Genomic DNA, 15855 nt, shown 5'->3' on the forward strand with positions numbered 1-15855 from the left:
TTGATCCGTCCAGGGGTACGGTCTTCGGGCACCACCTGTTCAGACGGCATCCCGATAGTGACCACCCCTACATGAGCCCCCGGTGAAACAGCGCTGTCGGTTGCCTGTCGGCGTCCGCGGCCGGCGACCGGATCAGGCCGAGTCGGCCCCTGTCGCCCCGAGGGACCGGTAGACGTCGACGTGCCGGCGGGCCGCGGTGCGCCAGGTGTGGCGGGCGGCGAGCACGTGTCCGGCGGCCCGGCGGTCCGGGTCGTCGGACGTGAGGGCGTGGCCGAGCTCGTCGGCCAGCTCCCGGGGTGTGCCGGCGAAGCGGGCCGCCGGGCCGAACACCTCGCGCAGCACGGGGAGTTCGCGGACCACCAGTGGCACCCCGGCGGCCAGGGCCTCCATCGCGGCCAGTCCGAAGCCCTCCTTGTGGGACGGGAAGGCGAAGGCCCCGGAGGCGGCGACCAGGGAGGGGAGTTCGTCCTCGGGCACCGGGCCGAGCACCACCGGGTCGAGGCCCAGCTCGGCGGCGCGTTGCTCCCAACGGGCGCGGTAGTCACGGTAGTCGAAGAGGGTCTCGCCGCCCGCGATCACCAGCCGTACGCCGGGGTGATCGGCGCGCAGCAGGGCATACGCCTCCAGCAGGTCCAGCGAACCCTTGCGGGGCTCGATGCCGCCGACGGTGAGCACGTAGCGACCCAGCCGGGAGCGCCAACTCGCCCTCGCTGTGGCGTCGGTGGTGGCGAAGCGGTCATAGGCCACACCGTTCGGGACGACGGTGGCCTCGATGCCCCACCCGTCGGCGAGTTCAGCGGCGACGGCAGCCGACACACAGATGTGGGAGTACGGCTCGACGATGGCTCGCTCGTGGCAGGCGGCCGGCTCGGGCGTGGTGAAGTGGTCGCTGTGGTGGACCGTACGGACGCACCGGCCGGCCGCGTTGGCGCTGATGCAGTCCTGCGCGTGGACGACGTCGTAGGGCGCCGGGTCGAAGGCCCCGCGGAGCGTGGCGATGGACCGCAGGACCCGCTCCCCGACCGTCTCACCGGTCGGGCCGTCGGCGAACGGCACCAGCCGCACCCGCACCGCAGGGGAGACGGGCCGGTAGAAGCCCGGGTCGCCGCCCCGGCCCAGCGTCCACACCGTGACGTCCTCGCCCAGCGCCGCCAGGGCCTCGGCGAGGGCGAGAGTGTGCACCACCCCGCCGCGCGGCTTGGTGGAGTAGGTCAGCAGGGCGATCTTCACGACTGGGTCTCCCGGTAGGCGTCCGGACGGCGTTCGCCGAGGTGGCGCAGGACCCGGCGGGCCCGCTCGATCTCGGCCGCCACGTCGAGCTCGGCCACCGCGAGGGCCGCCTTGGACCAGGTGCGGGCGAGGATGTCCCCACCGGGGCCGACGACCTTGGCCTGGCCGAGGAAGCGCATTCCGCCGAGGGCGCAGGTCTGGTTGGAGGAGGCGAGGACCACCTGGTTCTCGGCGGCACGCGCCTGGTCGTACAGGTCGAACAGCTTGGCCTGGCGGTCCTGGGGCATCCGCGGGGCGCGGTTGGTGATGCTGGTCGGCCAGGCGGAGAGACAGGCGAGGACCTCGGCGCCGTCCAGGGCCAGCGAACGGGCCGACTCCGGGAAGGTCTTGTCGTAGTCGATGAGCATGCCGAGCCGGCCGACCGGGGCGTCGAAGGCGTCGAAACGGTCGCCGGCCGTGTAGGCGGCGGTCTCCCCGGCCGGCAGATGCACCTTGCGGTGATGGCCGAGGATCCCGTCGCCGCTCACACAGACGGCCGCGTTGTGGCGCTCGGTCCCACCGTCCTCGCAGTAGCCGACGCACACCACCATCTCGGCCGCCAGCCGGGCGACCCGGAGGATCAGCGGGTCGTCGGGCTTGAGCGCCGGGGGCAGCGCCTCCGGGTCGGGATGGCGTGATCCTCACGCTGGGTGTGGCACCCGGCACGGTAAGTTGCCTCAGAGGCAAAACGAGTTGTGCCGTCGTGGCCCACCGGTGGTCCCGGCGGGCGCCACGTCCGCAGCGTCACGGCTGAGGACGGCTGCTGCCGCAGAGGGTGGCTCAGGCTCGACGACGGACTTCGCAGACACACCGCCGGGCCGGTGGTGGAGACACCGCCCCGGGAGCGGCGGTGAGACTCGCCCGGGTGCGGGTGCGGGTGCGGGTGCGGGTGCGGGTGCGGGTGCGGGTGCGGGTGCGGGGGGCAGGCGGATCCACTGGCCGCGGGGGCGCGGTTGGTGTTCGGCTCCTACGTCCCCGTCTCACCGCTCGAACTCCGGCTCGCCGTCGCGCCGGCCTCCACGAGCGCCGTTCCGAGCTTCGCGGCTGCGGCATGCCCGTGCCTCGATCCCGCTGGAAGCCGGAGAACGCGTCGTGACCTTGGCGCGGCGGCTCGGCCACCTCTCGCCCTTGATCACCCTCGGTTACTATGCTCACTTCGTGCCGGAGGCCGGAAGCAAGGGGCGCGCCGCCATCGACGGACTGCTTGGGGAGCGGGGAGATCGGCATGCTGGTCGAAACCCCCCCGATTCTCCCCAGGCCCGTTGACGGGTGATTCCCGCTGCTATGCCCCTCCAAAGTTGGCCGTGGATTACAAGGTTGAAGAGACGGGTGGCCTGGAAAATGCTGAAAGAGGTCACTGCGACCCGCTATATCACGCCCCTGCGTGAGGGTGGCTCGCTTCCGGGGCTCGTCGAGGCCGACGACTTCGGGACGTACGTCATGAAGTTCACCGGCGCTGGGCAGGGCCGGAAGACGCTGGTTGCCGAGGTCGTCTGCGGTGAACTGGCCCGCCGGCTCGGATTCCGGATGCCCCGTCTGGTCACCGTCGAACTCGACCCGGTGCTGGGGCTCGGCGAACCCGAGCAGCAGGTGCAGGACCTGCTCCGGGGCAGCGGCGGCACCAACCTCGGCATGGACTTCCTCTCGGGCGCCCTCGGCTTCGACCCGCTCGCCTTCACGGTGAGCCCCCAGGAGGCCGGACGGATCCTCTGGTTCGACGCGCTGATCAACAACGTCGACCGCTCCTGGCGCAACCCCAACCTGCTGGTGCACCACGGCGACCTGTGGCTCATCGACCACGGCGCCACCATGATCTGGCAGCACAACTGGCCCGCCGCCGAGACCTCCGCCGCCCGCCCGTACGACGCCGCCGACCACGCGCTGAGCGGCTTCGCCCCCGATGTCCGGGCGGCGGCAGCCGAGTTGGCGCCCCGTCTCACCGAGGACCTGCTCGCCGAGGTCACCGCCGAGATCCCGGACGCCTGGCTGGCCGGCGAGCCCGGCTTCGACACGCCCGACGACCTGCGGCGGACCTACGCCCGGCCGCTGCTCGCCCGGGCCGCCGTCATCCATGAGCGCATCACCGGCATCAAGGGGGCCAAGTGAGCCAGACCCATATCCATGTGGCCGGCCATGTGGTCGAGCGCCACATCACCCGGGCGGGTCAGGGCGGCGGCCGGGATGTCTTCGAGTACGCCCTGCTGCGTGTCGTACCCCGCGTGGAGCGCGGCGAGTGCATCAACGCGGGCGTGATCGTCTACTGCCGCGCCAAGGCCTACGTCGGCGCCCGTACCCATCTCGACGAGGCCCGGCTGCTGGCCCTGGACCCGGACGCGGACGCCGCCGGGGTGCGGGCCGCGCTCGCCGCGGTCGAGGGCGTCTGTGCGGGCGGGGAGGCGGCGGGGCAGGCGGCCGGTGACGACCCCGGGCGCCGCTTCCGCTGGCTCGTCGCGCCCCGCTCGACGATCGTGCAGCCCGGGCCCGTGCACACCGGGCTCACCCTCGACGCGGCGGCCGAGACCGAGCGGTTGCTGGACCTCCTGGTGAGGTAATGGATCACACCCGCGCGGTGTGACGTTGACACCGGGTGCCAGGGCTTCTAGCGTCACGTCTACTGAAGGTACTAAGCGGTCGCTCACCGCAGGGCGGGCTCCGTGAGCGGGCTCACTCGATCAGGTTCTCTCAAGGGCGAGGAGACACAGGAATGTCCACCACAGAGCAGCGGGTCGCGGTCGTCACCGGTGCCGCACGCGGGATCGGCGCCGCCACCGCCGTACGACTGGCCGCCGAGGGCCGCGCGGTCGCCGTGATCGACCTCGACGAGGCCGCCTGCAAGGACACCGTGGAGAAGATCACCGCGGCCGGCGGCAAGGCGATCGCGGTCGGCGCCGACGTCTCCGACGAGGCCCAGGTCGGCGCCGCGATCGCGCGGGTCGCCGAGGAACTGGGTGCACCGACCATCCTGGTCAACAACGCCGGGGTGCTCCGCGACAACCTGCTGTTCAAGATGTCCGCGTCCGACTGGGACACGGTCCTGAACGTGCACCTGCGCGGTTCCTTCCTGATGACCAAGGCCGTCCAGCAGCACATGGTCGAGGCCGGCTGGGGCCGCATCGTCAACCTCTCCTCCTCCTCGGCGCTCGGCAACCGCGGGCAGGCGAACTACTCCGCCGCCAAGGCCGGTCTGCAGGGCTTCACCAAGACCCTCGCCATCGAACTCGGCAAGTTCGGCATCACCGCCAACGCCGTCGCACCCGGCTTCATCGCCACCGAGATGACCAAGGCCACCGCCGAGCGCGTGAAGATGGGCTTCGAGGAGTTCAAGGCCGCTGCCGCCACCCAGATCCCGGTGCAGCGCGTCGGTGAGCCCGAGGACATCGCCAACGCCATCGCCTTCTTCACGAACGAGGCGGCCGGCTTCGTCTCCGGCCAGGTGCTGTACGTGGCCGGCGGACCGCTGGACTAGCGGGCACCAGGGACTGACCAGGACTATCGAGGATCACCGACATGACTGAACTGCCCGAGCTGTCCGGCAAGGTCGCCATCGTCACCGGCGCCAGCCGCGGCATCGGCTACGGCGTCGCCGAGGCGATGATCGCCCGCGGCGACCGGGTCGCCATCACCGGCCGCAACGAGGACGCCCTCAAGGAGGCCGTCGAGGCCCTCGGCTCCGAGCGGGTCATCGGCATCGCCGGCAAGGCCCACGACCTGGCCCACCAGAGCGAGGTCGTCGAGCGCACCATGGAGGCCTTCGGGCGCGTCGACTTCCTGGTCAACAACGCCGGCACCAACCCGGTGTTCGGCCCGATCGCCGACGTAGACCTTGACGTGGCCCGCAAGGTGTTCGAGACCAACGTGGTCTCGGCCCTCGGTTTCGCCCAGAAGACCTGGCACGCGTGGCAGAAGGACAACGGCGGCGCCATCGTCAACATCGCCTCCGTCGCCGGTCTGTCGGCCTCGCCGTTCATCGGCGCGTACGGCATCAGCAAGGCCGCGATGATCAACCTGACCCAGCAGCTGGCGCACGAGTTCGCGCCGGGTGTCCGGGTCAACGCGATCGCCCCCGCGGTCGTCAAGACGAAGTTCGCACAGGCTCTCTACGAGGGCCGGGAGGCGGAGGCCGCCGCGGGCTACCCGCTCCAGCGGCTCGGCGTGCCCTCCGACATCGGCGGCGCCGCCGCGTTCCTGACCTCGGAGCAGTCCGACTGGATCACCGGCCAGACCCTCGTCGTCGACGGCGGCATATTCCTCAACGCCGGCATGGCCTGACGGCACCACAGGCCGTCCGGACCGCCTCCGGGCGTCGTCTTCGTCACAGACATTTCGTCTGGGGAGGACGGAAACGGCGCCCGGACGGCCGTACAGGATCCGCACAGCTGAATGACAACGTCGTCATAGCACATTCGATCAACGCCCGTGTTTCCGGGGTGGTTCAAGGAGGACAACGCTGCGGTATGGTCTGCCGCCGACCCCTGGTACGGCGGATCGAGGAGCGAGCGCGTGTTCAACCGGAACCGAGGCCTGCGCAGAGTGGCCGCTGTCGCGTCCATATCCCTGGTGGCCGGCTGCGGTGTGTTCACCGGCAGCAGCGCAGGTGACAGCGGGCCGATCGTCGTCGGGACCACCAGCGCCCCCAGCACCCTCGACCCCGCCGGGTCCTGGGACGGCTCCTGGGAACTGTTCCGGAACATCTACCAGACCCTGCTCGCCTACCCCAACGGCGCCACCACTCCCCAGCCCGACGCCGCCGAGCACTGCGCCTTCACGGACTCCGGCAACCGCACCTACCGCTGCGAACTGCGCTCCGGCCTGAAGTTCGCCGACGGCGACACGCTCGACGCGGAGGCCGTCAAGTACTCCATCGACCGGATCCGGACCATCAACGCGCCCAGCGGACCCGCCGGACTGCTCGGCAGCCTCGACCGGGTGCAGGCGCTCGGCGACCGCGAGGTGGTCTTCCACCTCAACAAGGCCGACGCCACCTTTCCGTTCGTGCTCGCCACCCCGGCCATGTCGATCGTCGACCCCGACGACTACTCCGCGAAGTCCCTGCGCAAGGACGACTCGGTACACGGCTCCGGGCCGTACACGCTCAAGTCGTACGACGACGGCAAGTGGGCCGAACTCGTCCTCAACGACCGCTACCAGGGCTTCGCCGACCGGCAGAACGACGCGGTGACCATCCGCTACTTCCAGGACTCGGCCACCATGGTCAAGGCCCTGCGGTCCGGGGACATCGACGTCACCTACCGCGGCCTCGCCGCCTCCGACATCGTCGCCCTGGAGGCGCACACCGACACCAATCTGCAACTGGTCGACGGCGCCGGCATCGACATCAGCTACCTGGTGTTCAACCCCAAGGACCCGTGGGCGAAGGTGCCCGCCGTGCGCAAGGCCGTCGCCCAGCTCGTCGACCGCTCCGCGATCGCCCACAACGTCTACAACGACACCGTCGACCCGCTCTACTCCATCGTCCCGGCGGGACTCACCGGCCACACCACGGGCTTCTTCGACGACTACGGCGACCCCAGCACGTCCAAGGCCCGCAAGATCCTCGCCGACGCCGGCGTCACCCAGAAGGTCCCGCTCACCTTCTGGTACACCACCGACCGCTACGGCTCCGAGACCGGCCGCATGTTCCAAAAGCTCAAGCAACAGCTCGAGGACTCCGGGCTGTTCACCATCACCCTCCGAAGCCGCCCCTGGAAGACCTATGTCGTCGGCTACCAGAAGGGCGAGTACCCGGTGTTCGGGCGCGGCTGGTTCCCGGACTTCCCCGACGCCGACAACTTCATCGCCCCGTTCGTCGGCGAGCAGAACGCCCTCGGCACGCCGTACCCGTCACCCGTGATCACCGGCAAGCTGTTGCCCAAGTCGCGCACCGAGAGTGACCGCGGCAAGGTCGTCAAGGAGTTCGAGGACGCCCAGCAGATCCTCGTCAGCGACTCCCGGCTGATACCGCTGTGGCAGGGCCGGCAGTACGTCGCGGCCAGCGACGACATCTCCGGCGGCGAGCAGGCGCTCGACCCGTCGACGATCATGATGATGTGGGAGCTGCATCGCAAGACCAGCTGGTGAAACGGTGTGCGACGGCGCTTGTCAGTGGCCGCCTGTAGGTTCTTGGGCATCAGCAGGAACTGCAAGTGACCGCAATTCGTGAGGACGTTGACGTGACCGACATCGCCATGCTGCCCGAGTCCTGGCGCGGGGTTCTGGGTGACGAGCTGCAGCAGCCCTACTTCAAGGAGCTGACCGAGTTCGTCGAGGAGGAGCGGGCGAACGGCCCTGTCTACCCGCCGCGCGAGGAGGTCTTCGCCGCGCTGGACGCGACGCCGTACGACCAGGTCAAGGTGCTGATCCTCGGCCAGGACCCGTACCACGGCGAGGGCCAGGGCCACGGGCTGTGCTTCTCCGTCCGGCCCGGGGTGAAGACCCCGCCGTCCCTGCGGAACATCTACAAGGAGATGAAGGAGGAGCTGGGCCTCCAGGTGCCGGACAACGGCTATCTGATGCCGTGGGCCCAGCAGGGGGTGCTGCTTCTCAACGCGGTGCTCACGGTCCGGGCCGGGGAGGCCAACTCCCACAAGGGCAAGGGCTGGGAGAGGTTCACGGACGCGGTGATCCGCGCGGTCGCCGAGCGGCCCGACCCCGCGGTCTTCGTCCTCTGGGGCAACTACGCGCAGAAGAAGCTCCGGCTGATCGACGAGAACCGGCACGTGGTGGTCCAGGGCGCCCACCCGTCCCCGCTCTCCGCGAAGAAGTTCTTCGGCTCCCGCCCGTTCACCCAGATCAACGAGGCGGTCGCGGCGCAGGGCCACGAGGCGATCGACTGGCGGATCCCTGACCTGGGCTGAGGGCGGGGGCGGGGGTGCTGGCGGCGGGGGTGCCGGGCGGATGGGGGCGCCGTGGCCGGCGGGGGCGTCGGGACCGAGGGGGGCATCGGACCGACGGGAGGTATCGGGGGCGACGGGGACATCGGACCTATGCGGGTATCGGGACCCGGGGGAGATCGAGCCTGCGGGGGAGCCGGGGGCCGAGGGGGCGGGCGTCGGGCCGAGGGGTGGCATCGGACGGACCTGGGCCTGGGCCGCTGGGGGCGGCGGTCCCGCGCGGTGCGGCCGGTGGGTCAGCGCGAGCGCGGGACCCGAGTGGGGTGGTCAGGCGGCCACTGCGGTCCGGAGCGCGGCGGTCCCGTCCGGCGGGGCCGGTGGGAGCGGCGGCGTGTGGTGCCGTCGGTGGGCGGGCGGCGGTTGCCTGTCATGCGGACCCTTGGGCGCGGCGCCCTGTCCGGGTCCGGCTCTGGGGCGGTGGGTCTGGCGGTCCTGTCCGGCGTGGGGTGGTGGATTGTGGCGGTCCCGCGTCATGTGGGGGTCGCCCGGGCGGAGCCTCGGGTGGCGGGTGGGAACACGTCGGTTCCGGAGTGGGTCGGATGGCCCGGAGGACCCCGACGGCGGTTAGCGTCGTCGGAGACAGCCGGACAGCTCGGAGGACGTGGTGGCGGAGCGACAGGAGCGCACGGCACCCGATGCCGTGCTCACACGGATCGGACAGGTCGTGATGCTGCACCACGCCGGGGACCGTGAGGAGGCCCGCCGGCGCCTGCTCGACCTGTGGGCGGAGATCGGCGAACACGGCGAGCCGCTGCACCGCTGCACCCTGGCCCACTATCTCGCCGACACCCAGGACGACCCGTCCGACGAACTCGCCTGGGACCTGAGGGCGTTGTCGGCGGCGGACGAGGCGGAGGGAGCCGCGGCGCTGCGCGGCTTCTACCCCTCCCTGCATCTGAACCTCGCCGCCGACTACGTCAAGCTAGGCCGCGCCGAGGCCGCCCGCACCCATCTGCGCAGGGCCCGCGGCGCGGCCACCGAGGCCCTCGGCGACGACGGGTACGGCGACGGCGTGCGGGCCGCGATCAGCCGCCTGGAACTGCGGCTGGGGGACGACGACACGCCGGACGGCGACTCCTGGGGCCCACCGCGGCAGCGGCCGAAGTAGAGCGGTCCGGTCTCCCCTCCAACGCCGTCACCACGGGTGTCCCGCGGCGTCCGGCGTCATGGCGCGTGTGCCGGAGGTGTTCTCGCCGGCCGCCGCTCCGGTGCGGCACGCGTCCTCGCCGATCACCGCTCCCGTGTCGTACGCGTCCTCCCCGACCACCGCTTCCCTGTCGTACCCGTCCTCGCCGGCGGCCGCTCCCCGCCGCAGGTCTCCCGGTGCGCGGATCCTCAATGCCCGTACGTCTGCGCGCAGATCCTGGACTCCGGGCTGTCCGCGCGCCAGCCGCCGTACTGCCTGCCGAGGGCGCACACGTCCGGGGCCTTCGGCGCGGACCCGGAGAGATCGGGGATGTCGGCCTGTGAGCCGCGGATCCGCTGTGGGTGCGGGTGGGGATGCGGGGCGGCCGCGCGGGGGGCGGGGGACCGGAGGTGGGCCGGGGGAGGGGGCGCCGGGGTGTGGGCAGAGGTCGTCGGCGTGGCCCGGTGGGCCGGACGGGACGGGCCGACCATCTCCAGGGCCTCCTTGACCGGCGCCTGCACCACCCGGGGTTCGGCGCTGCCGTCCGGGCGGGGCACCGACGGCTGCGAGGGTGCCGTACCTGGCGGCGGCCCTGGCACCGCCGGACGCTGGACCGTCACGCAGCCGGAGAGGGCCGAGACGGTCACGGTGACCAGAAGCGCTGCGGTGGTGGTCGTTCGATGCACCCGCGCAACTCTGCTGGGTAAACGAGGAGTTTGGCACCGTCGACGGCAGTTTGGTGCCCCGCCCGGGTGATCTCGTGCCTCGTACGGGGGACCGGCGGGTGCGAGGCTGACTTCAGTCGCCGGTCGCGCCGTCGATGCGCTCCCGGATCAGGTCGGCGTGGCCGTTGTGCCGGGCGTACTCCTCGATCATGTGGGTGTGGATCCAGCGCAGGTTGATCTGCTCCCCGGTGTGACGGCTGCGGCCCTTGGAGAGGTCGTCCAGGCCGAAGTCGGCCGCGTTGCGCCGGGCGGCCTCGATCTCGGCCTGCCAGATCTGGTACGTCTCCTGCCAGGTGTCCGTCTCGTTGAGGTGGAACTCGGCGTCCGGGTCCTCCTCGCTCCAGTAGAGCGGAGGCACCGCCTCGCCGACGAGGACCCTGCGGTACCAGGACCGCTCCACGTCGGCCATGTGCCGTACCAGTCCCATCAGGGACAGCGGGGACGGCTCCACGGAGGCGATTCGCAGCTGGGCGTCGGTCAGGCCCGCGCACTTCATCGCGAGGGTCTGCCGGTGGAACTCCAACCAGCCCTCCAGCGAGGTGCGTTCGTCGGCGTCGAAGGCGGGATCACGGCGTTCGGTCGTCATGCCCGGCATCCTCGCCCACCTCGCCCGATCCCACCACGGATTATCGGCCCGTATGCTTCCGCACAGGCATGTAGGCAACCGCTAGGGGAGCGTCAGTGAAGGTCGGCTGCATCGGGCTCGGCGACATCGCGCGGAAGGCGTATCTGCCGGTGCTGGGCGCGCAGCCGGGCCTTGAACTCCATCTCCAGACCCGCACCCCGGCCACCCTCGCCGAGGTCGCCGACAGCCTTCACCTGCCGGCCGGCCGCCGGCACGCGACCCTGGACGACCTCCTCGTCCAGGGTCTCGACGCCGCCTTCGTGCACGCGCCCACGGTCGCCCACCCCGAGATCGTCACCCGGCTCCTGGAGGCGGGCGTACCGACGTACGTCGACAAGCCCCTCGCCTACGGTCTCGAGGACTCCGCGCGCCTTGTGACGCTCGCCGAGGCGCGGAACGTGTCGTTGTTCGTCGGCTTCAACCGCCGCTACGCCCCTGGTTACGTCCAGTGCGCCGACCACCCGCGCGAGCTGATCCTGATGCAGAAGAACCGCATCGGGCTGCCCGAGGAACCCCGCCCGATGATCCTCGACGACTTCATCCATGTCGTCGACACCCTCCGCTTCCTCGCCCCCGGCCCGGTCGACGACATCACCGTCCGCGCCCGCGTCGCCGACGGCCTGCTGCACCACGTGGTCCTGCAACTCTCCGGGGACGGCTTCACCGCGCTCGGCGTGATGAACCGGCTCAGCGGCTCGGCGGAGGAGATCCTGGAGGTCTCCGGGCAGGACACCAAGCGACAGGTCCTCAACCTCGCCGAGGTGATCGACCACAAGGGACAGCCCACGGTCCGGCGGCGCGGCGACTGGGTGCCGGTCGCCCGGCAACGCGGCATCGAACAGGCCGTGCTCGCCTTCCTGGACGCCGTGCGCGCCGGAAAGGTGCTCAGCGCCCGGGACGCACTGGCGACTCATGAACTGTGCGAGCACGTGGTACGACAGGTTCAGCGGCACCCCGGCGCAGCCTGACCGCCCGCAGCCCCTCGCTCAGACAGAGGCCGGCCAGCACCAGCAGCGCGCCGTCCACCGTCCAGTCGCCGAACCGTACGAACGGTGTGACGCCGCCGGCGATCGGCACCTCGTACACCTGTGCCGTGCCGGCGTCCGTGCCCAGCCACGGGCCCAGCCGCTCCCCGCCCGGGCCGTACACCGCGGAGACGCCGGTCAGCGTGGCGTGGACCACGGTGCGGCCGGTCTCGGCGGCCCGCAGGGCGGCCAGCGAGGCGTGCTGTTCGGGGGCCCAGCTGTGCTGGAACGACGAGGTCGACGTCTGGCCTATCAGCACCTCCGCGCCGTCCTGGGCGAGATGCCGGCTCATGTCGGGGAACGCGGTCTCGAAGCAGACCATCGGGCCGACCCGCAGCCCGTGGCCGACGTTCATCACCACCTGCTCGGTGCCTCGGCGCCGGTCCTCGCCGGCCGCCCTGCCGACCGAGGTGGCCCAACCGAGCAGCGAGCGGGCCGGTATGTACTCGCCGAACGGGACCAGCCGCATCTTGTCGTACCGGTCCCCGGTCGGGCCGTCCGCGCCCACCAGGATGGAACTCTTGTAGATGCCGGGCCGGTCGGAGCGACGGGCGTCGACATTGACCAGGATGTCGGCGCCGGTCTGCCGGGAGAGGGCGGCGATCCGCCGGGCGAGATCGGGCCGGTCGCCGAGGTCGTACCCGACGCTGCTCTCGCCCCACACGATCAGGTCGGGGTGCTGTCCGGCCAGTTGCCGGGTCAGCTGCTCCTCGCGGTCGAAGCGCCGGTCACCGCTGTCGGAGCCGTCGACGATGCCGGGCTGTACGACGGCGATACGGACGTGACCGTCGACGTCCGGGCGCGGTGACCACACCCATGCGGCGGAGGTCGCGGCGGCCGTGGCCACCAGCGAGGCCACCGCCGGCACCCGCGCCTCGCGCACCGAGACGAGCACGGTGAAAGCCACGTTGACGGCCACGACCAGGAAGCTCAGCAGCCACACCCCGCCCACGGAGGCCAGCCGCAGCGCCGGAGTCACCTGCCACTGGGTGGCGCCGAGCATGCCCCACGGCCCGCCCAGCCCCTGCCAGGACCGCACCAGTTCCACCATCAGCCAGCCCGACGGGAGCACCAGCACCGCGGCCGCGGCCCGCCCCGGGGTCGGGGTCCCGCCCAGCAGTCGGCGCGTCAGCAGGCCCCAGGGCGCCCAGAGCACGCTCAGCAGCCCGGCTATCAGGAAGATGAAGACGTGCAGGCTCGGCAGCAGCCAGTGGTGCACGGCGACCATGAACCCGAACCCGCCGGACCAGCCGTCGTACGCCGCCCGCCGCCCGGTCGGCGCCGAGCGCGCCAGCAGCAGCCACGGGACCAGCGCCACATACGCGAACCACCACAGCGACGGCGCGGGAAAGGCCAGTACGGGCAGCGCGCCCGCGAGCGCTGCCACGCAGGAACGCCGCCACGGAGAGGTGAGCCAGCGCTCGACGGTCCTCATGTATCGCCTCCTGCCTGCGGGTCCATCCAGTGTGCGGGACCGGCAGGGATCTCCGACAGGGGGCGTGGGCGCGGGGTCAGTCCGGTGCGGCCGTCGCGCGCAGGTCGCTCATCCTGCGCCACTTCTCCTCGACGACCACCTGGCGCAGCCGCCAGCCGTCCCGGGTGCGCAGGAACGCGAAGGCGTAGCGGCCGCCGCACACGAAGTCCGGGGCGGTGGAGGCGCCGTCGCCGCCGGCGAAGCGCATGGGGTTGATGTAGTCGGCCTGAAGGTTCGCGGTGTCCCCGGCGTCGTTCTCCAGAATCCCGAACCGCACCTGGCGGTTGACGATCAGATGCTGTCGCATCGAGAACAGCGCGAGGCTCTCCGAAAGCCACCCGGCCACCTGCCCGGCATCCCCCTCGATCCCGCCGGCCGACCGGTAGTCGGCCCGCCCGTCCACGGTGAACAGTCTCCGGTACGCCGCCCAGTCACCGTCGTCGACGGCCACCGCGTAGTCGGTGACCAGTCCGTCCACGGCCAGCCGATCCATCACGGTCGCGAGCTCCACGCGCTGCGTCATCGGCTCAGTGTTGGGCACGAGGCGAGCACAGCCAAGGGGTGCGGGCGATATGTGGGTGATATTCGGTGGTGTTCGAACGGGGGTGCCCCTGGCCCTGGTCATGTGAACCACCAGTCAGTCGAACAAGAACCCCAATTCCGTATTCGCGCGCGCCATACGGAGTCCACCGTCACCGTGTACCAGGCCTACCGCCCCGAGATCGGCGGCCCGGCGGCCAGGACGGGACGATTTCCGGCCACCTGGAAGCGGGACCGGATGACCTGGGTCATCAAGGCGCGCTCATGCCCTCTTTGGCGTTGAAAACAGTGGACCCTGCTCCGCGCGAGATCCGTTCGAAGACGGACCTGTGGTGCCGCTCAACGGCAGAGCGGTGCGGCGCCAAGGTTCAGGACAGCACGCCAGGCCGGCGTCCGTGGGGGCTCTGGCGGACTGAGCGTCGTTCGGGCCGACGGGCCGACGTGCGGGACTCGGCGGGCAGCCGGACAATATTGGTGCGGGGTGCTTGAACTCTGCTGCTGGTCCTCGTCGCGCGTCGTACGCGCCTAGCAGCCCTTCCGGTCAGCGCTCCGCGCGTGTGAGCAGAAGGGTGCTCGAGCATGGGCGGCATCGACGGACCGGCTCTTGAGTGTCTGCGTGAGGCACTGCGGGGACCCGTCCTCGCTCCGGGAGAAGCGGGCTATGACGAGGCCCGCAGCATCTACAACGCCATGATCGACCGGCGTCCGGCGGTGATCGCGGGGTGCGTCGACGTGGCGGACGTACGGACGGTGCTCTCGTTCGCCCAGGACACCGGGCTGGAGCTGACGGTGCGTGGCGGCGGGCACAGCGGTCCGGGCCTGTGTGTGGTCGACGACGCGCTGATGCTCGACCTGACGCCGATGCGCTGGGTGGACGTCGACCCGCAGACGAGGACCGCGCGCGTGGGCGGCGGAAGCCAGTGGGGCGACCTCGACCACGCGACCCACACGTTCGGCCTGGCCACTCCGGCCGGGATCGTGTCGACCACCGGCGTCGGCGGTCTCACCCTCGGCGGTGGGCACGGGCATCTGACCCGCAGGTACGGCCTGACCATCGACAACCTGCTGTCCGCCGACGTGGTCCTCGCCGACGGCACGTTCGTCACCGCATCGGAGAACGACCACCCGGACCTGTTCTGGGCGCTGCGGGGCGGCGGCGGCAACTTCGGCGTGATCACGTCGTTCACCTTCCAGCTGCACCCCGTGGACACCGTCGGCCTCGCGGTGACCGTCTGGCCCGTCGACCGCACCCGTGAAGTGCTCCAGTGGTACCGGGAGTTCCTGCCCGGTGCGCCCAAGGAGCTCAACGGCTTCTTCGCCCTCTTGACGGTACCGCCCGGGCCGCCCTTCCCCGAGGCGATCCACGGACGGAAGGTGTGCGGCGTGGTGTGGTGCTACACAGGTGACCTGGAAGGGGATCGCTTGGAGAAGGCGTTGACCGTCGTGAACGCGCCCGGGCCGCCGGTGTTCCACTTCACCACTCCCGTGCCCTACCCCGCCCTGCAGAGCATGTTTGACGGGCTGCTGCCGAAGGGGCTGCAGTGGTACTGGCGCGGCGATTTCTTCGACGCCATCCCCGACGACGCCATCGCCGTACACGAGACGTACGGCCAGAACCTCCCGACCGGCCTGTCCACGATGCACCTGTACCCGATCGACGGGGCCACCCGCCGGGTCGATGCCGACGACACGGCCTGGGCCTATCGACATGCCATGTGGTCCGGCGTCATCGCGGGCATCGACCCCGAGCCCGCCAACGCCGGCCTGGTCCGCCAGTGGTGCGTCGACTACTGGAGTGATCTGCACCCCTATTCCATGGGCGGCGCCTACATCAACTTCCTTGGCGAGGAGGAAAGCGCCGACCGGGTCCGGGGTACGTACCGTGAACACTACGACCGGCTCGCCGCGATCAAGCACACTTACGACCCCGACAACTTCTTCCACGCCAACCAGAACATCCCACCCGCCACCTCGTGAGCGCCCCGACTGCAGAGTGCTGGACCTGGCAAGAGCTGTGAGCGAGGCTTGACGTGAGTCATCAAGCCGCGTTCACAGCCTCTTCCGTGCCGCGGGCAGTCACCGACTCAGGCTGCTCTACTCCACGTCGATGCCTTCTCATGTGGCACACGTACGCAGGGCCGCGTGTCCGGGTCGGTGGCCGCTGTTCGGATCACTGGAGGC

General features: G+C 71.0%; 16 protein-coding genes and 1 pseudogene. 10 read left to right on the plus strand and 7 right to left on the minus strand.

The genetic code is table 11. The annotated features are described in order from the left end of the window. Positions 1-132: 132 nt before the first annotated feature. Positions 133-1230, minus strand: coding sequence for an MSMEG_0565 family glycosyltransferase (locus ACZ7OO_RS28950; protein WP_471509118.1), 1098 nt, complete (start codon positions 1228-1230; stop codon positions 133-135). Continuing rightward, positions 1227-1883, minus strand: coding sequence for a carbon-nitrogen hydrolase family protein (locus ACZ7OO_RS28955; RefSeq protein WP_471509380.1), 657 nt, complete (start codon positions 1881-1883; stop codon positions 1227-1229). The genes ACZ7OO_RS28950 and ACZ7OO_RS28955 overlap by 4 nt, the downstream gene beginning before the upstream one ends. A gap of 727 nt (positions 1884-2610) precedes the next feature. On the opposite strand from ACZ7OO_RS28955, the gene ACZ7OO_RS28960 reads away from it, so the two are divergent. The 7 genes from ACZ7OO_RS28960 to ACZ7OO_RS28990 all read left to right on the plus strand — a co-directional run bounded on the left by ACZ7OO_RS28960 (position 2611) and on the right by ACZ7OO_RS28990 (position 9267). Further along, positions 2611-3375, plus strand: a complete 765-nt coding sequence (locus ACZ7OO_RS28960) for a HipA family kinase (protein ID WP_471509120.1) — start codon at positions 2611-2613, stop codon at positions 3373-3375. Continuing rightward, positions 3372-3821, plus strand: coding sequence for a DUF3037 domain-containing protein (locus ACZ7OO_RS28965; protein WP_471509122.1), 450 nt, complete (start codon positions 3372-3374; stop codon positions 3819-3821). The genes ACZ7OO_RS28960 and ACZ7OO_RS28965 overlap by 4 nt, the downstream gene beginning before the upstream one ends. Positions 3822-3973: 152 nt before the next feature. After that, a complete protein-coding gene (gene fabG / locus ACZ7OO_RS28970) occupies positions 3974-4735 on the plus strand; it encodes a 3-oxoacyl-ACP reductase FabG (protein WP_352222104.1) in 762 nt (253 codons plus the stop codon). A 41-nt stretch (positions 4736-4776) separates the two neighbouring features. After that, entirely contained in the window at positions 4777-5538 is a 762-nt protein-coding gene (locus tag ACZ7OO_RS28975) for an SDR family oxidoreductase (protein WP_352222105.1), read from the plus strand. Positions 5539-5769: 231 nt separating this feature from the next. Beyond that, positions 5770-7347: an ABC transporter substrate-binding protein gene (locus tag ACZ7OO_RS28980; protein ID WP_471509124.1), complete on the plus strand. Its 1578-nt coding sequence runs from the start codon at positions 5770-5772 to the stop codon at positions 7345-7347. Positions 7348-7439: 92 nt separating this feature from the next. Further along, positions 7440-8123 (plus strand): uracil-DNA glycosylase, encoded by a 684-nt coding sequence (gene ung / locus ACZ7OO_RS28985; protein ID WP_352222278.1) that lies wholly within the window; start codon positions 7440-7442, stop codon positions 8121-8123. Positions 8124-8763: 640 nt separating this feature from the next. Beyond that, positions 8764-9267 (plus strand): hypothetical protein, encoded by a 504-nt coding sequence (locus ACZ7OO_RS28990; RefSeq protein WP_471509125.1) that lies wholly within the window; start codon positions 8764-8766, stop codon positions 9265-9267. Between the two features lie 27 nt (positions 9268-9294). Here the strand turns inward: ACZ7OO_RS28990 and ACZ7OO_RS28995 are convergent, their stop codons facing one another. The 3 genes from ACZ7OO_RS28995 to ACZ7OO_RS29005 form a co-directional block, all read right to left on the minus strand. Continuing rightward, the gene (locus ACZ7OO_RS28995) at positions 9295-9498 is read right to left on the minus strand and encodes a hypothetical protein (RefSeq protein WP_471509126.1); all 204 of its coding nucleotides are present in this window, start codon (positions 9496-9498) and stop codon (positions 9295-9297) included. Beyond that, the gene (locus ACZ7OO_RS29000; protein ID WP_471509127.1) at positions 9495-9971 is read right to left on the minus strand and encodes a hypothetical protein; all 477 of its coding nucleotides are present in this window, start codon (positions 9969-9971) and stop codon (positions 9495-9497) included. The genes ACZ7OO_RS28995 and ACZ7OO_RS29000 overlap by 4 nt, the downstream gene beginning before the upstream one ends. A 112-nt stretch (positions 9972-10083) precedes the next feature. Continuing rightward, positions 10084-10596, minus strand: a complete 513-nt coding sequence (locus tag ACZ7OO_RS29005) for a DinB family protein (RefSeq protein ID WP_471509128.1) — start codon at positions 10594-10596, stop codon at positions 10084-10086. 95 nt (positions 10597-10691) lie between these two features. On the opposite strand from ACZ7OO_RS29005, the gene ACZ7OO_RS29010 reads away from it, so the two are divergent. After that, the gene (locus ACZ7OO_RS29010; protein WP_471509130.1) at positions 10692-11603 is read left to right on the plus strand and encodes a Gfo/Idh/MocA family protein; all 912 of its coding nucleotides are present in this window, start codon (positions 10692-10694) and stop codon (positions 11601-11603) included. On the opposite strand, the gene lnt is transcribed toward ACZ7OO_RS29010, so the two are convergent. Continuing rightward, positions 11521-13095, minus strand: a complete 1575-nt coding sequence (gene lnt, locus ACZ7OO_RS29015) for an apolipoprotein N-acyltransferase (protein WP_471509132.1) — start codon at positions 13093-13095, stop codon at positions 11521-11523. The genes ACZ7OO_RS29010 and lnt overlap by 83 nt on opposite strands. Before the next feature lie 76 nt (positions 13096-13171). Then, complete coding sequence (locus tag ACZ7OO_RS29020; RefSeq protein WP_471509134.1) at positions 13172-13657, minus strand: nuclear transport factor 2 family protein; 486 nt, start codon at positions 13655-13657, stop codon at positions 13172-13174. Between the two features lie 102 nt (positions 13658-13759). Between ACZ7OO_RS29020 and ACZ7OO_RS29025 the strand changes: the two are divergent. Both ACZ7OO_RS29025 and ACZ7OO_RS29030 read left to right on the plus strand, forming a co-directional pair. Further along, positions 13760-13924 (plus strand): annotated as a pseudogene (locus ACZ7OO_RS29025) (DUF4291 family protein); the annotation flags it as partial. Between the two features lie 329 nt (positions 13925-14253). After that, positions 14254-15651 (plus strand): FAD-binding oxidoreductase, encoded by a 1398-nt coding sequence (locus ACZ7OO_RS29030; protein ID WP_471509136.1) that lies wholly within the window; start codon positions 14254-14256, stop codon positions 15649-15651. Positions 15652-15855: the final 204 nt, after the last annotated feature.

It is taken from the genome of Streptomyces sp. NPDC111744 (assembly GCF_055634995.1).

What these genes read in the sequence shown, in the direction of transcription:
- lnt (WP_471509132.1), bottom strand. Translation starts at nt 13,095, where the DNA reads ATGAGGACCGTCGAGCGCTGGCTCACCTCTCCGTGGCGGCGTTCCTGC.
- ACZ7OO_RS29020 (WP_471509134.1), bottom strand. Translation starts at nt 13,657, where the DNA reads ATGACGCAGCGCGTGGAGCTCGCGACCGTGATGGATCGGCTGGCCGTG.
- ACZ7OO_RS29030 (WP_471509136.1), top strand. Translation starts at nt 14,254, where the DNA reads ATGGGCGGCATCGACGGACCGGCTCTTGAGTGTCTGCGTGAGGCACTG.
- ACZ7OO_RS29005 (WP_471509128.1), bottom strand. Translation starts at nt 10,596, where the DNA reads ATGACGACCGAACGCCGTGATCCCGCCTTCGACGCCGACGAACGCACC.
- ACZ7OO_RS28975 (WP_352222105.1), top strand. Translation starts at nt 4,777, where the DNA reads ATGACTGAACTGCCCGAGCTGTCCGGCAAGGTCGCCATCGTCACCGGC.
- fabG (WP_352222104.1), top strand. Translation starts at nt 3,974, where the DNA reads ATGTCCACCACAGAGCAGCGGGTCGCGGTCGTCACCGGTGCCGCACGC.
- ACZ7OO_RS28960 (WP_471509120.1), top strand. Translation starts at nt 2,611, where the DNA reads ATGCTGAAAGAGGTCACTGCGACCCGCTATATCACGCCCCTGCGTGAG.